Origin of the sequence: Streptomyces sp. NPDC056883, from assembly GCF_042788835.1 — a bacterium.
Lineage (GTDB): Bacteria > Actinomycetota > Actinomycetes > Streptomycetales > Streptomycetaceae > Streptomyces > Streptomyces stoeckheimensis.
The window spans coordinates 494,272-509,649 of the sequence record NZ_JBHUBS010000001.1 but is presented as its reverse complement, the minus strand read 5'-3'; the positions used below and the strand labels follow the sequence as shown (position 1 = coordinate 509,649).

The 15,378-nt window shown below is 74.7% G+C and carries 15 protein-coding genes; 6 read left to right on the top strand and 9 right to left on the bottom strand.

The features are described from left to right. Nucleotides 1-147: 147 nt before the first annotated feature. The 3 genes from ACFRU2_RS02430 to ACFRU2_RS02420 form a co-directional block, all read right to left on the bottom strand. Nucleotides 148-1,509, bottom strand: a complete 1,362-nt coding sequence (locus ACFRU2_RS02430; protein ID WP_382966721.1) for an FAD-dependent oxidoreductase — start codon at nt 1,507-1,509, stop codon at nt 148-150. A gap of 104 nt (nt 1,510-1,613) precedes the next feature. Next, nucleotides 1,614-1,943, bottom strand: a complete 330-nt coding sequence (locus tag ACFRU2_RS02425; protein ID WP_382966719.1) for a hypothetical protein — start codon at nt 1,941-1,943, stop codon at nt 1,614-1,616. A 63-nt stretch (nt 1,944-2,006) separates the two neighbouring features. Beyond that, nucleotides 2,007-2,771: a hypothetical protein gene (locus ACFRU2_RS02420; RefSeq protein WP_382966717.1), complete on the bottom strand. Its 765-nt coding sequence runs from the start codon at nt 2,769-2,771 to the stop codon at nt 2,007-2,009. Between the two features lie 102 nt (nt 2,772-2,873). On the opposite strand from ACFRU2_RS02420, the gene ACFRU2_RS02415 reads away from it, so the two are divergent. Next, on the top strand, nt 2,874-3,407 hold the full coding sequence (locus ACFRU2_RS02415) for a hypothetical protein (protein ID WP_382966715.1): 534 nt from the start codon (nt 2,874-2,876) through the stop codon (nt 3,405-3,407). Between the two features lie 177 nt (nt 3,408-3,584). Further along, nucleotides 3,585-4,319, top strand: a complete 735-nt coding sequence (locus ACFRU2_RS02410; RefSeq protein WP_382966713.1) for an HNH endonuclease family protein — start codon at nt 3,585-3,587, stop codon at nt 4,317-4,319. A gap of 35 nt (nt 4,320-4,354) precedes the next feature. On the opposite strand, the gene ACFRU2_RS02405 is transcribed toward ACFRU2_RS02410, so the two are convergent. The 4 genes from ACFRU2_RS02405 to ACFRU2_RS02390 all read right to left on the bottom strand — a co-directional run bounded on the left by ACFRU2_RS02405 (nt 4,355) and on the right by ACFRU2_RS02390 (nt 8,501). Continuing rightward, nucleotides 4,355-5,521, bottom strand: coding sequence for a hypothetical protein (locus ACFRU2_RS02405; protein ID WP_382966711.1), 1,167 nt, complete (start codon nt 5,519-5,521; stop codon nt 4,355-4,357). Between the two features lie 184 nt (nt 5,522-5,705). After that, nucleotides 5,706-6,239, bottom strand: a complete 534-nt coding sequence (locus tag ACFRU2_RS02400; protein WP_382966709.1) for a GNAT family N-acetyltransferase — start codon at nt 6,237-6,239, stop codon at nt 5,706-5,708. Nucleotides 6,240-6,353: 114 nt separating this feature from the next. Next, nucleotides 6,354-7,382, bottom strand: coding sequence for an isopenicillin N synthase family dioxygenase (locus ACFRU2_RS02395; protein WP_382966708.1), 1,029 nt, complete (start codon nt 7,380-7,382; stop codon nt 6,354-6,356). Between the two features lie 60 nt (nt 7,383-7,442). Further along, nucleotides 7,443-8,501 carry a GNAT family N-acetyltransferase gene (locus ACFRU2_RS02390; protein ID WP_382966707.1) on the bottom strand — a complete coding sequence of 353 codons (1,059 nt, stop codon included), beginning with the start codon at nt 8,499-8,501 and terminating at the stop codon, nt 7,443-7,445. 214 nt (nt 8,502-8,715) lie between these two features. On the opposite strand from ACFRU2_RS02390, the gene ACFRU2_RS02385 reads away from it, so the two are divergent. Continuing rightward, nucleotides 8,716-9,468 (top strand): VOC family protein, encoded by a 753-nt coding sequence (locus tag ACFRU2_RS02385; protein WP_382967808.1) that lies wholly within the window; start codon nt 8,716-8,718, stop codon nt 9,466-9,468. 23 nt (nt 9,469-9,491) lie between these two features. Here the strand turns inward: ACFRU2_RS02385 and ACFRU2_RS02380 are convergent, their stop codons facing one another. Further along, nucleotides 9,492-10,526 (bottom strand): PHP domain-containing protein, encoded by a 1,035-nt coding sequence (locus tag ACFRU2_RS02380; protein ID WP_382966706.1) that lies wholly within the window; start codon nt 10,524-10,526, stop codon nt 9,492-9,494. Between the two features lie 79 nt (nt 10,527-10,605). Continuing rightward, entirely contained in the window at nt 10,606-11,664 is a 1,059-nt protein-coding gene (locus ACFRU2_RS02375) for a hypothetical protein (RefSeq protein ID WP_382966705.1), read from the bottom strand. Nucleotides 11,665-11,849: 185 nt separating this feature from the next. Between ACFRU2_RS02375 and ACFRU2_RS02370 the strand changes: the two genes are divergently transcribed. Genes ACFRU2_RS02370 through ACFRU2_RS02360 form a run of 3 tightly spaced genes read left to right on the top strand, consistent with a single transcriptional unit; the run spans nt 11,850 to nt 15,351 of the window. Beyond that, nucleotides 11,850-12,362, top strand: coding sequence for a DinB family protein (locus ACFRU2_RS02370; RefSeq protein ID WP_382966704.1), 513 nt, complete (start codon nt 11,850-11,852; stop codon nt 12,360-12,362). Then, entirely contained in the window at nt 12,362-14,209 is a 1,848-nt protein-coding gene (locus ACFRU2_RS02365) for a carboxylesterase/lipase family protein (protein ID WP_382966703.1), read from the top strand. The genes ACFRU2_RS02370 and ACFRU2_RS02365 overlap by 1 nt, the downstream gene beginning before the upstream one ends. Beyond that, a complete protein-coding gene (locus ACFRU2_RS02360) occupies nt 14,206-15,351 on the top strand; it encodes a serine hydrolase domain-containing protein (protein WP_382966702.1) in 1,146 nt (381 codons plus the stop codon). Before ACFRU2_RS02365 ends, ACFRU2_RS02360 begins: the two co-directional genes overlap by 4 nt. Nucleotides 15,352-15,378 lie beyond the last annotated feature (27 nt).

Here is a 15,378-nt window from a genome sequence, read left to right as displayed (position 1 = left end):
TCCGCCAACCCGAGACCTCGCGGGGGCGAGGTCCTGCTCCCCCCTGTAAGCTTTCCGCAAGATACACGTACGCGCACGCGCCGTGCCCTGCAAACCTTTCTGGCCGTCCCCGCACTTGGGGGGACCGGCCGGACTACGGGGACCCGACTACGCCCCGCTCGCCTTGAGCATGTCCTCGCGCTCGACGAGCTTCACGCGCTCGCGGCCCTGCGGCTCGCCCAGCGCCTTCTCCGCGGCGTCGAGCTTGTACCAGCCCTCCCACGTCGTGAAGCGGACCTCCTTCTGCCCGAGGAAGGTCTCGACCGCCTCCGGCTCGGGAGCGGCCGGCGTCAGCAGGTTGCCGGCCGCGTGGTCGGCGAGCAGGCTGGCGACCGTCTCGTTCGCGTCGCCCTTGGTGTGGCCGATCAGGCCGATGGGCCCGCGGCGGATCCAGCCGGTGACGTACGTGGAAGCCAGGTGCGCACCGGCCTCGATGACGCGGCCGGCCTCGTCCGGAACCGTGCCGGAGTCGACGTCCCAGGGCAGCTTGGGCAGCTCGTCGGAGAGGTAGCCGACGGCGCGGTAGACGGACTGGACGTCCCAGTCGGTGAAAGTGCCGGTGCCCTTGACGTTGCCGGTGCCGTCGAGCTCGGTGCGCTCGGTGCGCAGGCCCACGACCTTGCCGTCCTCGCCGAGGACCTCGGTGGGCGACTCGAAGAAGTGCAGGAAGAGCTTGTGCGGGCGCTCGCCTATGTCGCGGATCGCCCAGTTCTCCAGGGTCTTGGCGACCATGTCGGTCTGCTTGTTCTTGCGGCGCTCGGCGATCGAGCCCTCGTCGTACTCGATGTCCTCGGGGTTGACGATGACCTCGATGTTCGGCGAGTGGTCGAGCTCGCGCAGCTCCATCGGGCTGAACTTGGCCTGCGCGGGGCCGCGACGGCCGAAGACGTGGACCTCGAGGGCCTTGTTGGCCTTGAGGCCGTCGTAGACGTTCGCCGGTATCTCGGTCGGCAGCAGCTCGTCGGCGGTCTTGGCGAGGATCCGGGCCACGTCGAGGGCGACGTTGCCGACGCCGAGGACCGCGACCTTCTCGGCCTCCAGCGGCCAGGTGCGCGGCACGTCGGGGTGGCCGTCGTACCAGGAGACGAAGTCGGCGGCGCCGTAGGAGCCGTCGAGGTCGATACCGGGGATGGTGAGCGCGCGGTCCGCGGTGGCGCCGGTGGAGAAGATCACGGCGTCGTAGAAGGAGCGCAGCTCGTCGAGGCTGATGTCGTTCGGGTAGTCGACGTTGCCGAAGAGGCGGACCTGCGGCTTGTCGAGCACCTGGTGCAGGGCGGTGATGATGCCCTTGATGCGGGGGTGGTCGGGAGCGACGCCGTAGCGGATCAGACCGAAGGGGGCCGGCATCCGTTCGAAGATGTCGATGGACACACCCGGCTCGGCGGCCGCCTCGGACTTCAGCAGGGCGTCGGCGGCGTAGATGCCGGCGGGGCCGGCACCGACGATTGCTACCCGCAGGGGGCGAGGCATGGCTGGGTTCCCTTCGAACGACGGATACTCGATCAAGAAGAACCCTAAGCTAAGGGCAGCCTAACCCGGCACCCACCCCCTGGTTATGCCCCTATAACCCAACCTTATGGCTTCCCCAAGTCCTGGTTGGGGTCGGCGTGAGCCTCGCGGGCCGTGAGCTGACCCTGGAGAAAAGCGTCCATATCGGGAGAGTACGGACCACCGTGGTCGAAGAGCAGCTCCGTGATGCGCCGCCATTCCGCGACGGCGGCGCGGGTGGTGGCGTCGGCGCTCTCCAGATCGCCCGCGGTCTCCACGGCGGCGGCCTCGGCGGCTTCGAGCGCCTCCTCGGTCTCGTGGTGGGTCAGGCCGGCGGCCTGCTCCCGCACCCGGGCGCGGGCCGCTCGCTCCGCGTCGGAGGGGACGTGCGGTTCGTTGGCGGCGTCGTCGGTCACGGCGGTTCTGCCTCTGCTTCCTGTTTCGGGGTGGGTGGGCGTTCCGAGGGGGCTGGTCCGGGATCACCAGCTCTCGGTGACGGTCACGGGGAACTCCTCGCGCGTACGAACCGTGACCGTGCCCGCATCCGTGCCCCCGTACACCTCGTGCCGCCAGGCCGCGAAGACCCGTACGACCCTGCGGGCGTCGTCACCGCGGCCCTTGCCCACCGCGCGGGTGGTGAAGGTCACCTCCGCGATGCCCTTCCCGCTCCCGCGCACCTTGCGGACGCGGACCTCGCCGATGCCGTCCGCGGAGACGAACGTGTCCTCGTCGGTGCGGTGCTCCGCGTAGTAGGCGACGAAGTCCCGCCTCATGTCGAACCACCCGGCCGCGCCGCAGGGGCCCGCGCCATTGGTGGCGGCGCCGGGTCCGGAAGAGCTGCCGTCCGTGGGCGGGTCGGGCGCGCCGGTGTCCTGATCGGTGGGCGGACCGGCGTAGGCGCCCGTCTCCTCGTCGGTCGGCGGACCGGCGTAGGCCCCCGATTCCCCATCGGTGGGGGGACCGGCGTATCCGCCCGTCTCCTCGTCCGTCGGCGGGCCCGCGTATCCGCCCGTCTGCTCCTCCGTCGGGATGTCGGGCGCGGCGGTGGCCCCGGCCGCGCCGGCATCCGTACCCGTCGTCCCCTCCAGATCGCAGTGCTCCGGACCGGGCGCCGCCACGGGAGCGGCCGGCCCGGCCGGCTCCCCCGCCCGTACGGTGCCGCAGGCCGCAAGTCCGGCGCACAGGAGCACGGCCAGCCCGGCGAAGGCCGCCCGCCCGGTCCGGGATACCGCAGTCGTCGTCATGTCGTCTCCCCCTTCTGCCCCTCTAGAGGGCTCCGCGCAGGATGCGGTTGCCTCCCGGGCCACCGTTCCCGCAGGTCCGGGGGCCTGGTATTGCTGTGCCGCATGGCGAACCCCCCGGCTCCCCCGATCTCCCTCGCGGCGCGGCCCATCCTCTTCCTCGACGTGGACGGACCCCTCATCCCGTTCGGGTCCGCGCAGGGCTACCCGGTCTATGAGTCCCCCGGCGCGCCGACCGAAGTCGACGGGCACCCCCTCCTCCCCCGGCTCGATCCCGCGCTCGGGCCGCGGCTCGCCGGTCTGCCGTGCGAGCTCGTCTGGGCCACGACCTGGATGGACGATGCCAACGCCTGCGTCGCCCCTCGGCTCGGGCTACCGGACCTGCCGGTGGCGGACTGCCCCGAACCCTCCGCCGAGGACCTCCGGAGCGGCATCCACTGGAAGACCGCCGGTCTCGTCGCATGGGCCGCGGGCCGGGCGTTCGCGTGGGTCGACGACGAGATCCGGGACGCGGACCGGCGTTGGGTGTCCGCCCTCCACCCCGGCCCGGCCCTCCTGCACCGCGTCGGCCCCCGGGTCGGCCTCGGCGACGGGGACTTCGCCGTCCTGGAGGCGTGGCTGCGCGCCCAGGCCGGCTGAGCACGGGCGGCTGCGCGCCCTGCGGCGGAGCCGGGCCGTGGCCGCCCCCGTCCGCCACCCGGCGTACGCCCGGGGAGCGTTCGCCGCCCGGCGGGCCGACGGGGCCCGGCTTCGGACCCCGTCCGGCATGGGTAGGCTTCCCGCGACACAGTGTGCGGCGGGGTTCGGGGTGGGGTCATGGGGCGTCAGATGCGTGTGCCCGGTGCGGTACTGGCGGCCGTGCTGCTGCTGGCCGCCGCCGGATGTTCCGGGGCGGGGAACGGATCCGGGGCGGATCCCGGCGACGATCCGAAGCCGGGCGGCGCCACACCCGCCGCGTCGTCCGCTCCCGCCGACGGGAAGCCCCCCTCCGGCGACGTGCTCCCCGGCATGGTCGGCGTCTCCGTGGCCCGTACCCAGCTGGCCGCGCTGAAGGTGGCGGCGCCGGGCACCATGTCCGGCTACAGCCGGGACAAGTTCACGCACTGGGCGGAGCAGGGCGACAAGTGCGACACCCGCGAGGTCATCCTCCAGCGGGACGGCGCGAACGTCACCCGGGACTCCCAGTGCAAGGCCGTGTCCGGCACGTGGAAGAGCCTGTACGACGAGGTGGTGGTCACCGAGGCCTCGAAGATGGACATCGACCACATGGTGCCCCTCGCCGAAGGCTGGCGCTCCGGCGCGGCCGGCTGGGACGCCGCGAAGCGCAAGGCCTTCGCGAACGATCTGACGCGCCCTCAACTGCTCGCGGTGACCGCCTCCTCGAACCGTTCGAAGGGCGACCAGAGTCCCGACCAGTGGCAGCCGCCGTCGAAGGCGGCCTGGTGCCAGTACGGGCGGGCCTGGACCACGGTCAAGTCCACCTACGGCCTGACCGTCACCGAGCCCGAGAAGAAGATGCTCTCCACCATGCTGGACACCTGCGCGGCCTGACGCCGCTCACCCAGGGGCCCTTACCCCGGGCCCCTTCACCCCAGGACGGCGATGCCCAGCGGACGCGATCCCGCCGCGAGCCGGCGGCTGCTCCCGCTGTCGAGGTCCACGACCGTGATGCCGTTCCAGTAGCCGTCCCGGGTGTAGCCCCCGGTGACGTAGGCCGTCCGCCCGTCCCGGGACACGGCCACGTCCTCGTGCGGCCCGTCCAGCGGGTACACCCGCTCCGAGCCGTCCGGGGAACGGACCGTGAGCGAGGGCCCCTTGCCCTTGCCCGGTTCCACCGCGCCCGTGCCGACCACCAGCAGCCGGCCGTCCGCCGTGACCGCGGCCCCGTGCTGGTGGGTGTCGGCGGTCATCTCCTCCACCGTGGTGCGGCCCGTCCGCGGATCCACCACCGCGAGCCGCTCCCCCTCGAAGGGCAGCAGGAGCATCCCGTCCGCCGGCCGTACGACGGCGTAGTGCGGTTTCAGCCAGGATCCGAGGCCGCCCTCCGTCCCGTACGGGGCGACCTCGATGCGGCGCGGCCCCGCTGGTCCGACGGCGCCGCCGGATCCGACGGGCAGGACAGGCACAACACTGACGTCGAAGGAGTCGTGGCCGGTGACGTACACCTCCGAGCCGTCGCGCGAGACGTCCACGTCGAAGGGGCGGCGGCCCACCGGGACCACCGCCGTGACCTCGGTCTTCGCCGTGTCGATGACCTCCAGGACGCCGGTGGTCCCGGGCACGTTGACCCCGGCGTACGCGTGCGCGCCGTCGGGCGAGAGCGCGATGCCCATGCCGCCGCCCCGGTACTCGCCGCCGGTCGCGGGCCCGGTGCCGGTGGTGCGGTACGGGATCAGGGCCAGCCGGGTGCGCGTCCGCGTGTCCACGACGGCGACCCCCTCGGCCGTGGCCACCCAGGCCCGGCCGTCGGCGCCGACCACCAGGCCGTAGGGGGCCCTGCCGACCGGCACCGAGCCGACCGCGCCGCGCTCCGGGTCCACGAAGGTGACGGTGTCGGCCCCGAAGTCGGCGACCAGCAGGGTGCCGCCCGGGGTGGTCTCGGCCGTCGCCAGCGGAGAGGCCGCGGGGGCGGCGGCCGGGGGCGCGTCGGGGGTGGAGCAGGCCCCCAGCAGCAGTGCTCCGGCGAGGGCCGCGAGGGCGGTACGGGTTCCCCGTACGCGGCGGCGCGGGTGCGGGCGGTCGTGCTGCGGCATGGGCGTGGCCCCTCTCGGTTCCGGGGGCGGGGCCGGTGGTGCGCCCGCTCCCCCGTACCCATCCTCACCTCGCACGGCCGCCCGACCGCTCGGCCCGGCGGCCGACAGCGGGGTCAGCCGATCGGTCGATGCGGGGACGCGCACGGGTGGGGCGAAGGAGTGCGAGTGGGGCGGGGCGGGCGGCTCAGCCCTCGTACTCCGTCAGGTCGATGCCGTGGAGGTTGAGGAGCGCGCCGGTCTGCGGGTGGTTGATGTCCTTCTCGGCGGTCATGCCCAGCTTGCGGATCACGTTCTCGGACTCGTCGTTGCCCGCCCGGTTCACGGCGACGACCCGGTCGAGGCCCCGGTCCTGGAGGGCGAACTCCAGGGTGGCGTGCGCGGCCTCGGAGCCGTAGCCCTGGCCCCAGTAGGAACGCCCGAGCCGCCAGGTGATCTCGGCCGCCGGCAGGACCTCGGGCAGCCACCACGGCATGGAGAGGCCCACGGCTCCGATCAGCTCGCCGGAGGCCAGCAGCTCCACGGCGAAGATCCCGAAGCCCTCCTCGTCCCACTCGTCCTCCCACCGCTCGATGGTCTCGGCGGTCTCCTCCAGGTCGAGGGTCTCGCCTTCGCCGATCCAGCGCATCACCTCGGGGTCGGCGTTGATCTCCGACAGGGGGACGAGGTCGTCCTCGGACCAGCGGCGGAGGAGGAGGCGGGGGGTACGGATCTCGGTCATGGCTCCCATCCTGCCGAACGCGCCGGACATCGGGTAATCGGGTCCCCCGCAGGGCCGTCGCACGGCCGCCGCAGGGCCGTCACCAGGCCGTCGCAGGGCCGTCACCAGGCCCGGTTAGAGGCCCGGACCCGTCCGGCCGGCCGCCGGGTCGCCCTCCGGATCGCCCTCCCGATCCCCCGCCGGGACGGTGATCGCGTCGAGCTGCGCCCGCAGGTAGACGTGCGAGTCGACCGGCTCGTGCACGCTCCGCCCCAGGGGCGCCGGGAGGGACTCCACGCGGGTGTGCGCGTCGCACTCGTAGAAGTAGACCAGCGAGATCAGCTCCTCGGCGGGCGCGTCGGCGGGCGGGGGCAGGACCCGGTGGCGGCCGGCCCGCCACCGGTCGCCCGTCCAGCGCGCCATCAGGTCGCCGATGTTCACGGTGAGCGCGGCCGGATCGTACGGGGCGTCCTGCCAGCCCTCGGCGTCGGTGTGGATCTGGAGTCCGCCGGTGCCCAACTGGCGGTCCAGGACGGTGACGGTGCCGAAGTCGGTGTGCGCGCCGATGCGGAACTGGCCGGGCAGCGGCGGCCCGACGGTCTCGGTGCCGGGGTACCAGTTGACGTTGAACCCCCAGGTGGGGTGGCCGGTGTGGCGGGTGAAATGGTCCGTACCCAGACCCAGGGCGGTGGCCAGCAGCTCCAGCAGCTCGTCGGAGAGCGCCCGCATCGCGGCCAGGTACTCCGTCACCAGCGCGCGGAGCGCGGGCACTTCGGCCGGCCAGGCGTTCGGCCGGAACCACTCGGCGTCCACCGAGGCGATCCCCGTCGGCTCCTCCGCCGCCCAGGACCAGGATTCCTTGAGGTCCGGCGGAGAGGCCGCCCCCTCCGCGTAACTGTTGGCCTCCGCGCCCGGGCCGAGCCAGCCGCGGCCGCCGACCGCCACGGCGTACGGGGCCTTGACGGCGGCAGGGAGCCGGAAGAAGGTCCGCGCCGCCTCCCGGATCCGCCGGGGCAGCTCCGGGTCCACCCCGTGCCCGGCCACCAGCAGGAAGCCGGCCGTCCGCAGCGCCTCGTCGACACGGGCGGCCACGAGGCGGCGTGCCTCGGGCCCGCCGGTGCGCCACGGGCCGAGATCGATCAACGGGACCTGGGAACTCACCATGCGCGACCTGCTTTCCGAGCCGGGGGCGCGGCGGGAACCCAGGGCCTGCCCGGTCTCCGCTCAGCCCCGTAGGACGTACCGGACCAGGCCCTCCCCGGTACCGGCCTCGGTGAAACCGGCCCGCCGCAGCACCGCCCGGGAGGATGCGTTGTCCTCGTCCGTCACGGCCTCCAGCCGGGTGACGCCCGGTCGCCCGAAGGCCCAGGCCGACAGCGCCTTCAGGGCCTCGGTGGCGTAGCCGTTGCCGCGGGCGGAGGGGACCAGGTCGTAGCCGAGCTCGGTGCGGCCGTCCGCGTCCGGGGCGGCGTGGAAGCCCATGCCGCCGATGGCCTTGCGGTCGCTCGTGCGGACGATGACGTACGGTCCCCAGCCCGGCCGGTACGTCCCGTCCTCGCGCGCCCTCGTCACGATCCCGCCGGCTTCCCGGGTGCCGTCGGCAGGTCCGTCCTCGGCCCAGACGAACCCGCCGTTGCCGCCCGCTTGCAGGTCGGCCGCGATCGCCGGGGACATGGGGAGGAGCAGTACGCGCTCGGCCTCGACGGGTTCGGCGTACCAGCGCCAGGCCGTCAGGCGGGCCAGGCCGGGGAGTTCACCCCGGCCCGTGGCCCAGAGCAGGGTCGGCCAGGCCCGGTGGCCGCGCGGGAGGTGCGGGAAGAGCCGGTCCAGGACCCGCTCGGCCAGTGCGGGGTCCGGCTCCCAGCCGTGGACGCCGAGTCCGCCGAGGATGTCGTGGGTGTGCAGCAGGGTCTCGACGACGCCCATCGCCGCGAAGCCGTCCGCGCCCGCGTCCCCGTACGGGTGCCAGGCGCGGGCACCGGGTGCGGCGACGGCCGCGACGGCCGACAGGAATCCGCCGGAGGCCTCGATCATGTCGACCAGGCCGGCCGGGCCGGTCCCCTCGTCGGGCAGGATCCGCAGAGGGACGTACGCACCGGTGGCGCGGACCGTGAGCTGGGCGGCGTAGGCGGTGAAGTCCTCGGCCACGTGAACGGCGGTGTCGTGGCAGCTCCACTCCAGGCCGGCGGCCGGCACGTCCCAGTCCAGGTGCGCCACCTCCCGCAGCGCCCGGGTGGTGAGCGACACCGCTGTATCGATGTCCTTGGAGTTCATGATCGTCATAGGCGGCACCCTAGGTTCCCGTCCGGGTGCCGCCAAGGGGATATCCGTGCCCCACGGCCGGTGGTCCCGGTGGCGCGCCTGCGGGCCAGGGCCGGGGCGGGGGCGCTACTGCTTGTGCTCGGACGGCGCGCTGACCGCGCCCCGGTGAAGGGCGGAGCAAACGGTGGAGATTTCGACGAGGGACGTCTTCGGGGCCCCTTGCTGGGTGAGCCTGATGGCCCGGGACCTCGGCGCGGCGCAGCGGTTCTACGGTGAGGTCGCGGGCTGGCGGTTCCGGCCCGCGCGGCTCGGCGAGGCCTTCTCCGTCGCCGAGCTGGACGGGATGCCGGTGGCCGGGATCGGGGCGCTGGCCGGGGATCTCGCGGTGGCCGTGGCCTGGACCCCGTACTTCGCCGTCGACGACGCCGACGTGGCGGTGGACCGGATCCGGGAACGCAGCGGCACCATCGCGGTCGGCCCGGTCTCCTTCGAGTCGGGGGGCCGCGGGGCGCTGGCGGCGGACCGGGACGGGGCGGTGTTCGGGATCTGGGAGGGCCAGGTCTCCTCGGGCTGGCGGGTCGGTTCGGGACAGGCGCCGGCCTGGCTGGAGCTGCGCACCCGGGACGCCTTCGAGTCGGCGATCTTCTACGGGGAGGTGCTCGAGTGGGCCACCGGCCGCGCCGGGTGCTGCGAGGTCGCCTACGAGGAGGACCGCGTGGTGCTGCGCCAGGAGGGGGAGCCGGTGGCCCGCCTCGACAGCGGTCCCGTGGAGCCGGGTTCGTACAGCCCGTACACCCGGCCGCGCTGGCACGTGCACTTCCGGGTGCCCGCGCTGGAGCCGGCGGTGGAGGCGGCCGTCGCGCTGGGCGGCCGCACGGTGTCCGAGACCGGGACGAGCGCGACCGATCGGTGGGTGTCGCTGCGCGATCCGGACGGGGCGCTCTTCACCCTCACCTCGTCCCGGACGGACGGCGGGGCCGACGGGTAGGCCGTCTCTGGCAGTCGGCGGGGCTACGGCAGCCGGCGGGTCCGGGTCCAGTCGACGAGCTCGGCCGCGGACCAGGTGTTGACCACCCGGTCGGCCGTCACCCCGCATTCCAGGGCGCGTTCGCAGCCGAGGGTCTGCCAGTCGAGCTGTCCCGGGGCGTGGGCGTCGGTGTCGATCGCGAAGAGGGTGCCCGCGGCCACGGCGAGCCGCAGCAGCCTGCGCGGCGGGTCCAGCCGTTCGGGCCGGCTGTTGATCTCCACGGCGGCGCCCGACTCGGCGCAGGCCGCGAAGACGGCCTCGGCGTCGAACTCCGACTCCGGGCGGGTCTTGCCGGTCACCAGCCGCCCGGTGCAGTGGCCGAGGACGTCGAGGTGCGGGTTGCGCACGGCGGCGACCATCCGCCGGGTCATGGCGCGGGCTTCCATCCGGAGCTTGGAGTGGACGGAGCCGACGACGAGGTCCACCTCGGCCAGGAGTTCCGGCTCCTGGTCCAGCGAGCCGTCGTCGAGGATGTCGCACTCGATGCCGGTGAGCAGCCGGAACGGGGCCCAGGTCGCGTTGAGTTCGGCGACCGTGCGCAGCTGTTCCCGCAGCCGCTGCGGGGAGAGGCCCCGGGCGACGGTGAGGCGCGGCGAGTGGTCGGTGAGGACCGCCCAGTCGTGCCCGAGGGCGGCCGCGGCCCGGGCCATCACCTCGATGGGGCTGCCGCCGTCCGACCAGTCGGAGTGCAGATGGCAGTCGCCGCGCAGGGCGGCGCGCAGGGCGAGGGCCCCGGGACTGGGCGGCGGGCCTGCGGGGTGGGCCGCGACCTTGTCCTCCAGCCCCTGCAAGTACGCGGGGATCGCTCCGCCGAGGGCTTCGCGGACGACCTGGGCGGTTTTCGGGCCGATGCCCTTGACCGCTTCGAGGGTGCCCGAGCGGACCCGTTCGGCCAGCTCGTCCTCGCCCATCCGGCCGACGGCGGCGGCTGCCGTGCGGAAGGCCTGGACCCGGTAGGTCGGCTCCTGGGCGCGTTCCAGCAGGAAGGCGATCCGGTCCAGCGCGGCCACCGGGTCCATCGCGCGTCTCCCTCCGCGAAGCGGTGAAACGGCGGAGAGGGGGCCCGGGTCGTGGACCCGTGCCCCCTCTCCGCCCGGGTCAGGCGCCGTCGGCCGGGTCGGCCGCCGGACGGAACTGCAGGGCCAGGCCGGCGAGTACGGCGCCGGCCGCGGCGCTCAGGACCGCGGTGATGCCGGCCCACTCCAGGGAGCCGCCGACCGCGCCGCCGAGCGGGTCGAACCCGGCGACGCCGCCGACCACGTGGAGCGCGGCCACGCCGAGCGCGACCACCGCGCCGGCCCGCCACGCCCCGGCCGTGTCCCGTACCGCGAGGAGGGCGCCGGCCGTCAGGCAGAGCAGGGTGACGGCGAGGGCGAGCAGCCCGCCGGGGTCGCCGGAGGCCAGGCCCGCCAGATCGCCGGGCACGTGCAGCGCACCGCAGAGGAGCAGTGCGAGGGCCACCGGCCAGCGCAGTATGTGCCGCAGGGCGCCCGTTCCCGGCCGTGCCGGGCGCCGGGCCCCGGTGGTGGACGGGCCCCGGGCCGGGGCCTGGGCCTGGGCCTGCGGTGCGGGCCGGTGGACGGGGGTCCGTACCCGGTCCGCCTGCGCGGGGCGGTGCTGCGGGGGCTGTTCGCCGGTGCCGAGGATGCTGACGAGCAGGGCCACGTCCTCGATGGGCCGGCCGAGGGCGGCGGCCCGCAGCGTGATGTCGGTTTCGACCAGCTCGTGCGGGGGCTCCCCCAGCAGGGTCACCATCTCTCGGACCTCGTGGACGGGCCGGGAGACGGCGGCCGCGCGCAGCGCGGCGTGTCCGGGGTTGGGGAGCTGGCCGGAGTCCGTGAGGAGGTTCACCAGATCGGTGACCTCCCGTACGGGGCGGCCGGTGGCGGCGGTCTCCAGGAGGGTGTGCGCGGAGGCCGCCCCGGGCCGGGCTCCGGGATCGGGGCCGGGTGCGGCCCCTGCCCCGGGACCGGCCTGGACCTCGGGACCGGCCTGGGCCTCGGGACCGGCCCCGGAGTCGGTCCGGGAGCCGGGCTCGGGGCCGAAGTCGAGGTCGTCCGTGGTCGTGTCCGTGGCCGGAGGCCAGACGTCCGTGGTGTCGGGGAGCCGGCGCGGTTCTTCGTACTCCGTCGCGGCGAGCGTGATCGGGTCATTCATGGAAAGCTCCGTTCGCCGACGCGCGGGTCTACACATCGCACGCCGGTCATCGTGCGTCATGGGAAGCGCACGCTTTGTTACATTCAGCGGCACCCGGCCGCGCTGCGCCATTCGGGGCGGGCAAACGGGGGTCCCCCGCGGTGCCGCGGGCCCGGTCGGCGCCCGTCGTGCGCATGGTGGGGGGCATGAAGGGTACGGAGGTACTGGCCGACGCGTTCGGCCGGATCCATGGCGTGGTGCACGAGGCGGTCGAGGGGCTGGAGCCCGGGCAGCTGGGCGCGCGGATCGATCCCGGTGCGAACTCGATCACCTGGCTCGTCTGGCACCTGACCCGGATCCAGGACGACCACGTGGCGGATGCGGCCGGCTGGGAGCAGGTCTGGCACGCGCAGGGCTGGGACGAGCGGTTCGGGCTCCCGCTGCCGCCCGGGTCGACCGGCTACGGGCACACCGCCGAAGAGGCGGGCTCCGTCCGGGTCGACTCCGGGGAGCTCCTGCTGGGGTACTTCGACGCGGTCCACGCGCAGACGGGGCGGTTCCTGCAGGGGCTGTCCGCCGCCGACCTGGACCGGGTGGTCGACGAGCGGTGGGATCCGCCGGTGACGCTCGGGGTCCGGCTGGTCAGCGTGATCGGCGACGACCTCCAGCACGCGGGGCAGGCGGCCTTCGTCCGGGGCGCGCTGTCGAGGGGCCGCTGATGGCGTCCCGCGGCACCCTCCTGCTGACCCTCCTCCTCCTGACCACCGCCCCGCACACCGGGACGGTAGCCGCCGTCCCGACTGCCGGGGCCGGGGCCGGAGCCGAGGCCAGGGCAGTGCCCGGGGGGTTCGGCGGGTTCGGGGTCGTCGGGGGATTCGGGGCGGGTGTACTGCCCCGTGCCGGGGTCTGGGACGGCCGGCCCGGTCACGGCGGCGGCGGGCGGCCCGTCGTGGAGACCGATCGGGGGGCCGTGCGCGGGCGGGAGCGCGACGGGTACCGCGCCTTCGAGGGAATCCCGTACGCCGCCCCGCCGACCGGGGCGCTGCGCTGGCGGCTCCCGGAGCCCGCCGTGCCCTGGACGGGCGTGCGGGACGCCGGTGCGCCCGGGGCCCGGTGCGTACAGCTGCCCGCGGTGGGGCCGGGTGCCCCGAGCGGCTCGGAGGACTGTCTGTTCCTCAACGTCACGGTCCCGGCGGAGCCGACCGGGCCCGGGGCGTCCCCCGCGCCGGGGGCGGCCGGACCGGCGGGAGCGGCCTCCGCCCCGCGCTCGGCCGGCACCAAGGGCGTTCCGCCCCGGCCCGTGATGGTCTGGTTCCACGGCGGCGGGTTCATGAACGGTGCCGGGGATCCGTACCGGCCGGGCCCGCTGGTGTCGGCGGCGGGTGGAGCCGGGGCCGGCGCCGTGGTCGTCACGGTCAATTACCGGCTCGGGATCTTCGGGCTCCTCGGCCATCCCGCGCTCCACGGAGCTCCCGACTTCGCGCTCGCCGACCAGCAGGCGGCCCTGCGCTGGGTGCGGGCCAACGCCGCCCGCTTCGGCGGCGATCCGGGCAACGTCACCGTGTTCGGCGAGTCCGCGGGCGGCCTCAGCGTCTGCCTGCACCTCACCTCACCCGCCTCGGCCGGCCTGTTCCACCGGGCGATCGTGCAGAGCGGCTCCTGCTCGCTCACCGTTCCCCCGCACTCGTGGCTGCCCACGATGGCCTCCTACGAGCCGTTCGTGCCGGAGTCCCGGACCGTGGCCCGGGGAACCGCGGCGGCGGTCCGGCTCGGCTGCGGCCGGCCGACGGACGAAGCGGCACTGGAGTGCCTGCGCGGCCTCGCCCCGGAGGCCCTGGCGACACCCGAGCTCATGCTGCTCTTCTCCGCGGTGTCCTACGGCACGCCCCTGCTGCCCACCGAGCCCCGACGGGCCCTGGAACGGGGTGAGTTCCACCGGGTCCCGGTGGTGCAGGGCTCGACCCGCGACGAGATGCGGATCTTCCTCGGGCAGACCCTGGCCGCCTACCCGGTCGCCGACCCTCAGGCCTACCGGTCCCGGCTGCGCGCCGCGTTCGGGGCCGGGGCCGGACTCGTCGAGGCCGCCTATCCGGTGACGGCCCATCCGACGCCCGCGCTGGCCTTCGCCGCCGTGCTGACGGACGCCTCCTTCGTCTGCCCGCAGCTGCGGGACAGCCGTGCGCTGGCGCGGCACGTGCCGACGTACGACTACGGGTTCGACGACCGGCTCGCGCCGGACTTCACCGGTCTGCCGCCGGTGCCGGGCTTCCCGTACGGGGCCTCGCACGGGTCCGAACTGCCGTACCTCTTCGACACCGGGCTCCCGATGAGCGCCGCGCAGCGGGTGCTCGCGGAGCGGATGACCGGCTACTGGACCCGGTTCGCGGCGACCGGCGATCCGAACGCCCCCGGGACGGGGCCCTGGTGGCCGCGCTCCCCCGCCGTTCTGTCCCTGGCGCCGGAGCCCGCGGGCGGCATCCGCCCGGTGGACGCGGCGGCCCGTCACCACTGCGGGCTGTGGGACTCCCTATCCCCAGGACAGACTCTCGAAAGGGCGGGCTCGTGACCGGTTTGACCGACATCCTCCAGCCGTACGTGGACGACGGGACCCTCCCGGGGGCGGTGGCCCTGGTGGACCGGGGCGACGGCAAGGAACCGGAAGTGGCCGCCGTGGGCAGTGCGGACGCCGGGGGCGAGGCCCCGATGGTCCGCGACTCGATCTTCCGGATGGCCTCCCTCACCAAACCGGTCACGGCGGCGGCGGTCATGATGCTGGTGGAGGACGGCCGGTTCGCGCTCACCGACGCCATCACGCCCTGGCTGCCGGAGATCGCCGCTCCGCTGGTCGTCCGTACTCCCGGGAGCCCGGTCGACGACGTGGTCCCGGCGAAGCGGCCGGTGACGGTGGCCGACCTGATGACCTTCCGCGCGGGGTGGGGCTTCCCCTCCGACTTCTCGCTCCCGGCGGTCGCCCCGCTCTTCGGCGAGCTGCGCCAGGGCCCGGCGCGGCCGCAGGAGGTCGCGGGGCCGGACGAGTGGATGGCCGCGCTGGGCCGGATCCCGATGCTGTGCCAGCCGGGCGAGGCCTGGCTGTACAACACCTGCTCGGACGTGCTCGGGGTGCTGATCGCCCGGGTGGCGGGGTGCTCGCTGCCGGAGTTCCTGGCGGAGCGGATCTTCGAGCCGCTGGACATGCCCGACACCGGTTTCGCCGTGCCGGCGGGGCAGTCGGGCCGGTTCACGCACGCCTACCGGGCCGGCGCGGACGGGGGCCTCGACCTCGTGGACGACCCCGAGGGGCAGTGGAGCGCGGTGCCCGCCTTCCCGTCCGGTGCGGGCGGGCTGGTGTCCACGGCGGACGACTACCACCGCTTCGCCCGGATGCTGCTCGAGGAGGGCGGTCCGCTGCTGTCGTCCGATGCGGTGCGGCGGATGACCACCGACTGGCTGACCCCGGCCCAGCGGGCCGGCGCGGCGCTGTTCCTGGAGGGCCAGGGCTGGGGGTTCGGCGGGTCGGTCGACGTCACGCCGGCCGAGCCGTGGAACGTGCCGGGCCGCTACGGCTGGCTCGGCGGCACCGGCACCGCCGCCCACATCGTCCCCTCGACGGGGGCCGTCACCATCCTGCTGACCCAGCGGGAGCTGACCGGCCCGTCGCCGGCCCCGGAGACGATGCGCGCGGTGTGGGCGTACGCGGCCGCCTCGTAGACCGCGTACGCCCACACGCACTTCTTC

Excerpts from the sequence above, each read along its gene's own strand:
- ACFRU2_RS02365 (WP_382966703.1), top strand. The coding sequence starts at position 12,362 with ATGGCGTCCCGCGGCACCCTCCTGCTGACCCTCCTCCTCCTGACCACC.
- ACFRU2_RS02375 (WP_382966705.1), bottom strand. The coding sequence starts at position 11,664 with ATGAATGACCCGATCACGCTCGCCGCGACGGAGTACGAAGAACCGCGC.
- ACFRU2_RS02430 (WP_382966721.1), bottom strand. The coding sequence starts at position 1,509 with ATGCCTCGCCCCCTGCGGGTAGCAATCGTCGGTGCCGGCCCCGCCGGC.
- ACFRU2_RS02370 (WP_382966704.1), top strand. The coding sequence starts at position 11,850 with ATGAAGGGTACGGAGGTACTGGCCGACGCGTTCGGCCGGATCCATGGC.
- ACFRU2_RS02395 (WP_382966708.1), bottom strand. The coding sequence starts at position 7,382 with ATGGTGAGTTCCCAGGTCCCGTTGATCGATCTCGGCCCGTGGCGCACC.
- ACFRU2_RS02415 (WP_382966715.1), top strand. The coding sequence starts at position 2,874 with ATGGCGAACCCCCCGGCTCCCCCGATCTCCCTCGCGGCGCGGCCCATC.
- ACFRU2_RS02420 (WP_382966717.1), bottom strand. The coding sequence starts at position 2,771 with ATGACGACGACTGCGGTATCCCGGACCGGGCGGGCGGCCTTCGCCGGG.
- ACFRU2_RS02410 (WP_382966713.1), top strand. The coding sequence starts at position 3,585 with ATGGGGCGTCAGATGCGTGTGCCCGGTGCGGTACTGGCGGCCGTGCTG.
- ACFRU2_RS02380 (WP_382966706.1), bottom strand. The coding sequence starts at position 10,526 with ATGGACCCGGTGGCCGCGCTGGACCGGATCGCCTTCCTGCTGGAACGC.
- ACFRU2_RS02405 (WP_382966711.1), bottom strand. The coding sequence starts at position 5,521 with ATGCCGCAGCACGACCGCCCGCACCCGCGCCGCCGCGTACGGGGAACC.
- ACFRU2_RS02385 (WP_382967808.1), top strand. The coding sequence starts at position 8,716 with ATGGCCCGGGACCTCGGCGCGGCGCAGCGGTTCTACGGTGAGGTCGCG.
- ACFRU2_RS02400 (WP_382966709.1), bottom strand. The coding sequence starts at position 6,239 with ATGACCGAGATCCGTACCCCCCGCCTCCTCCTCCGCCGCTGGTCCGAG.
- ACFRU2_RS02390 (WP_382966707.1), bottom strand. The coding sequence starts at position 8,501 with ATGACGATCATGAACTCCAAGGACATCGATACAGCGGTGTCGCTCACC.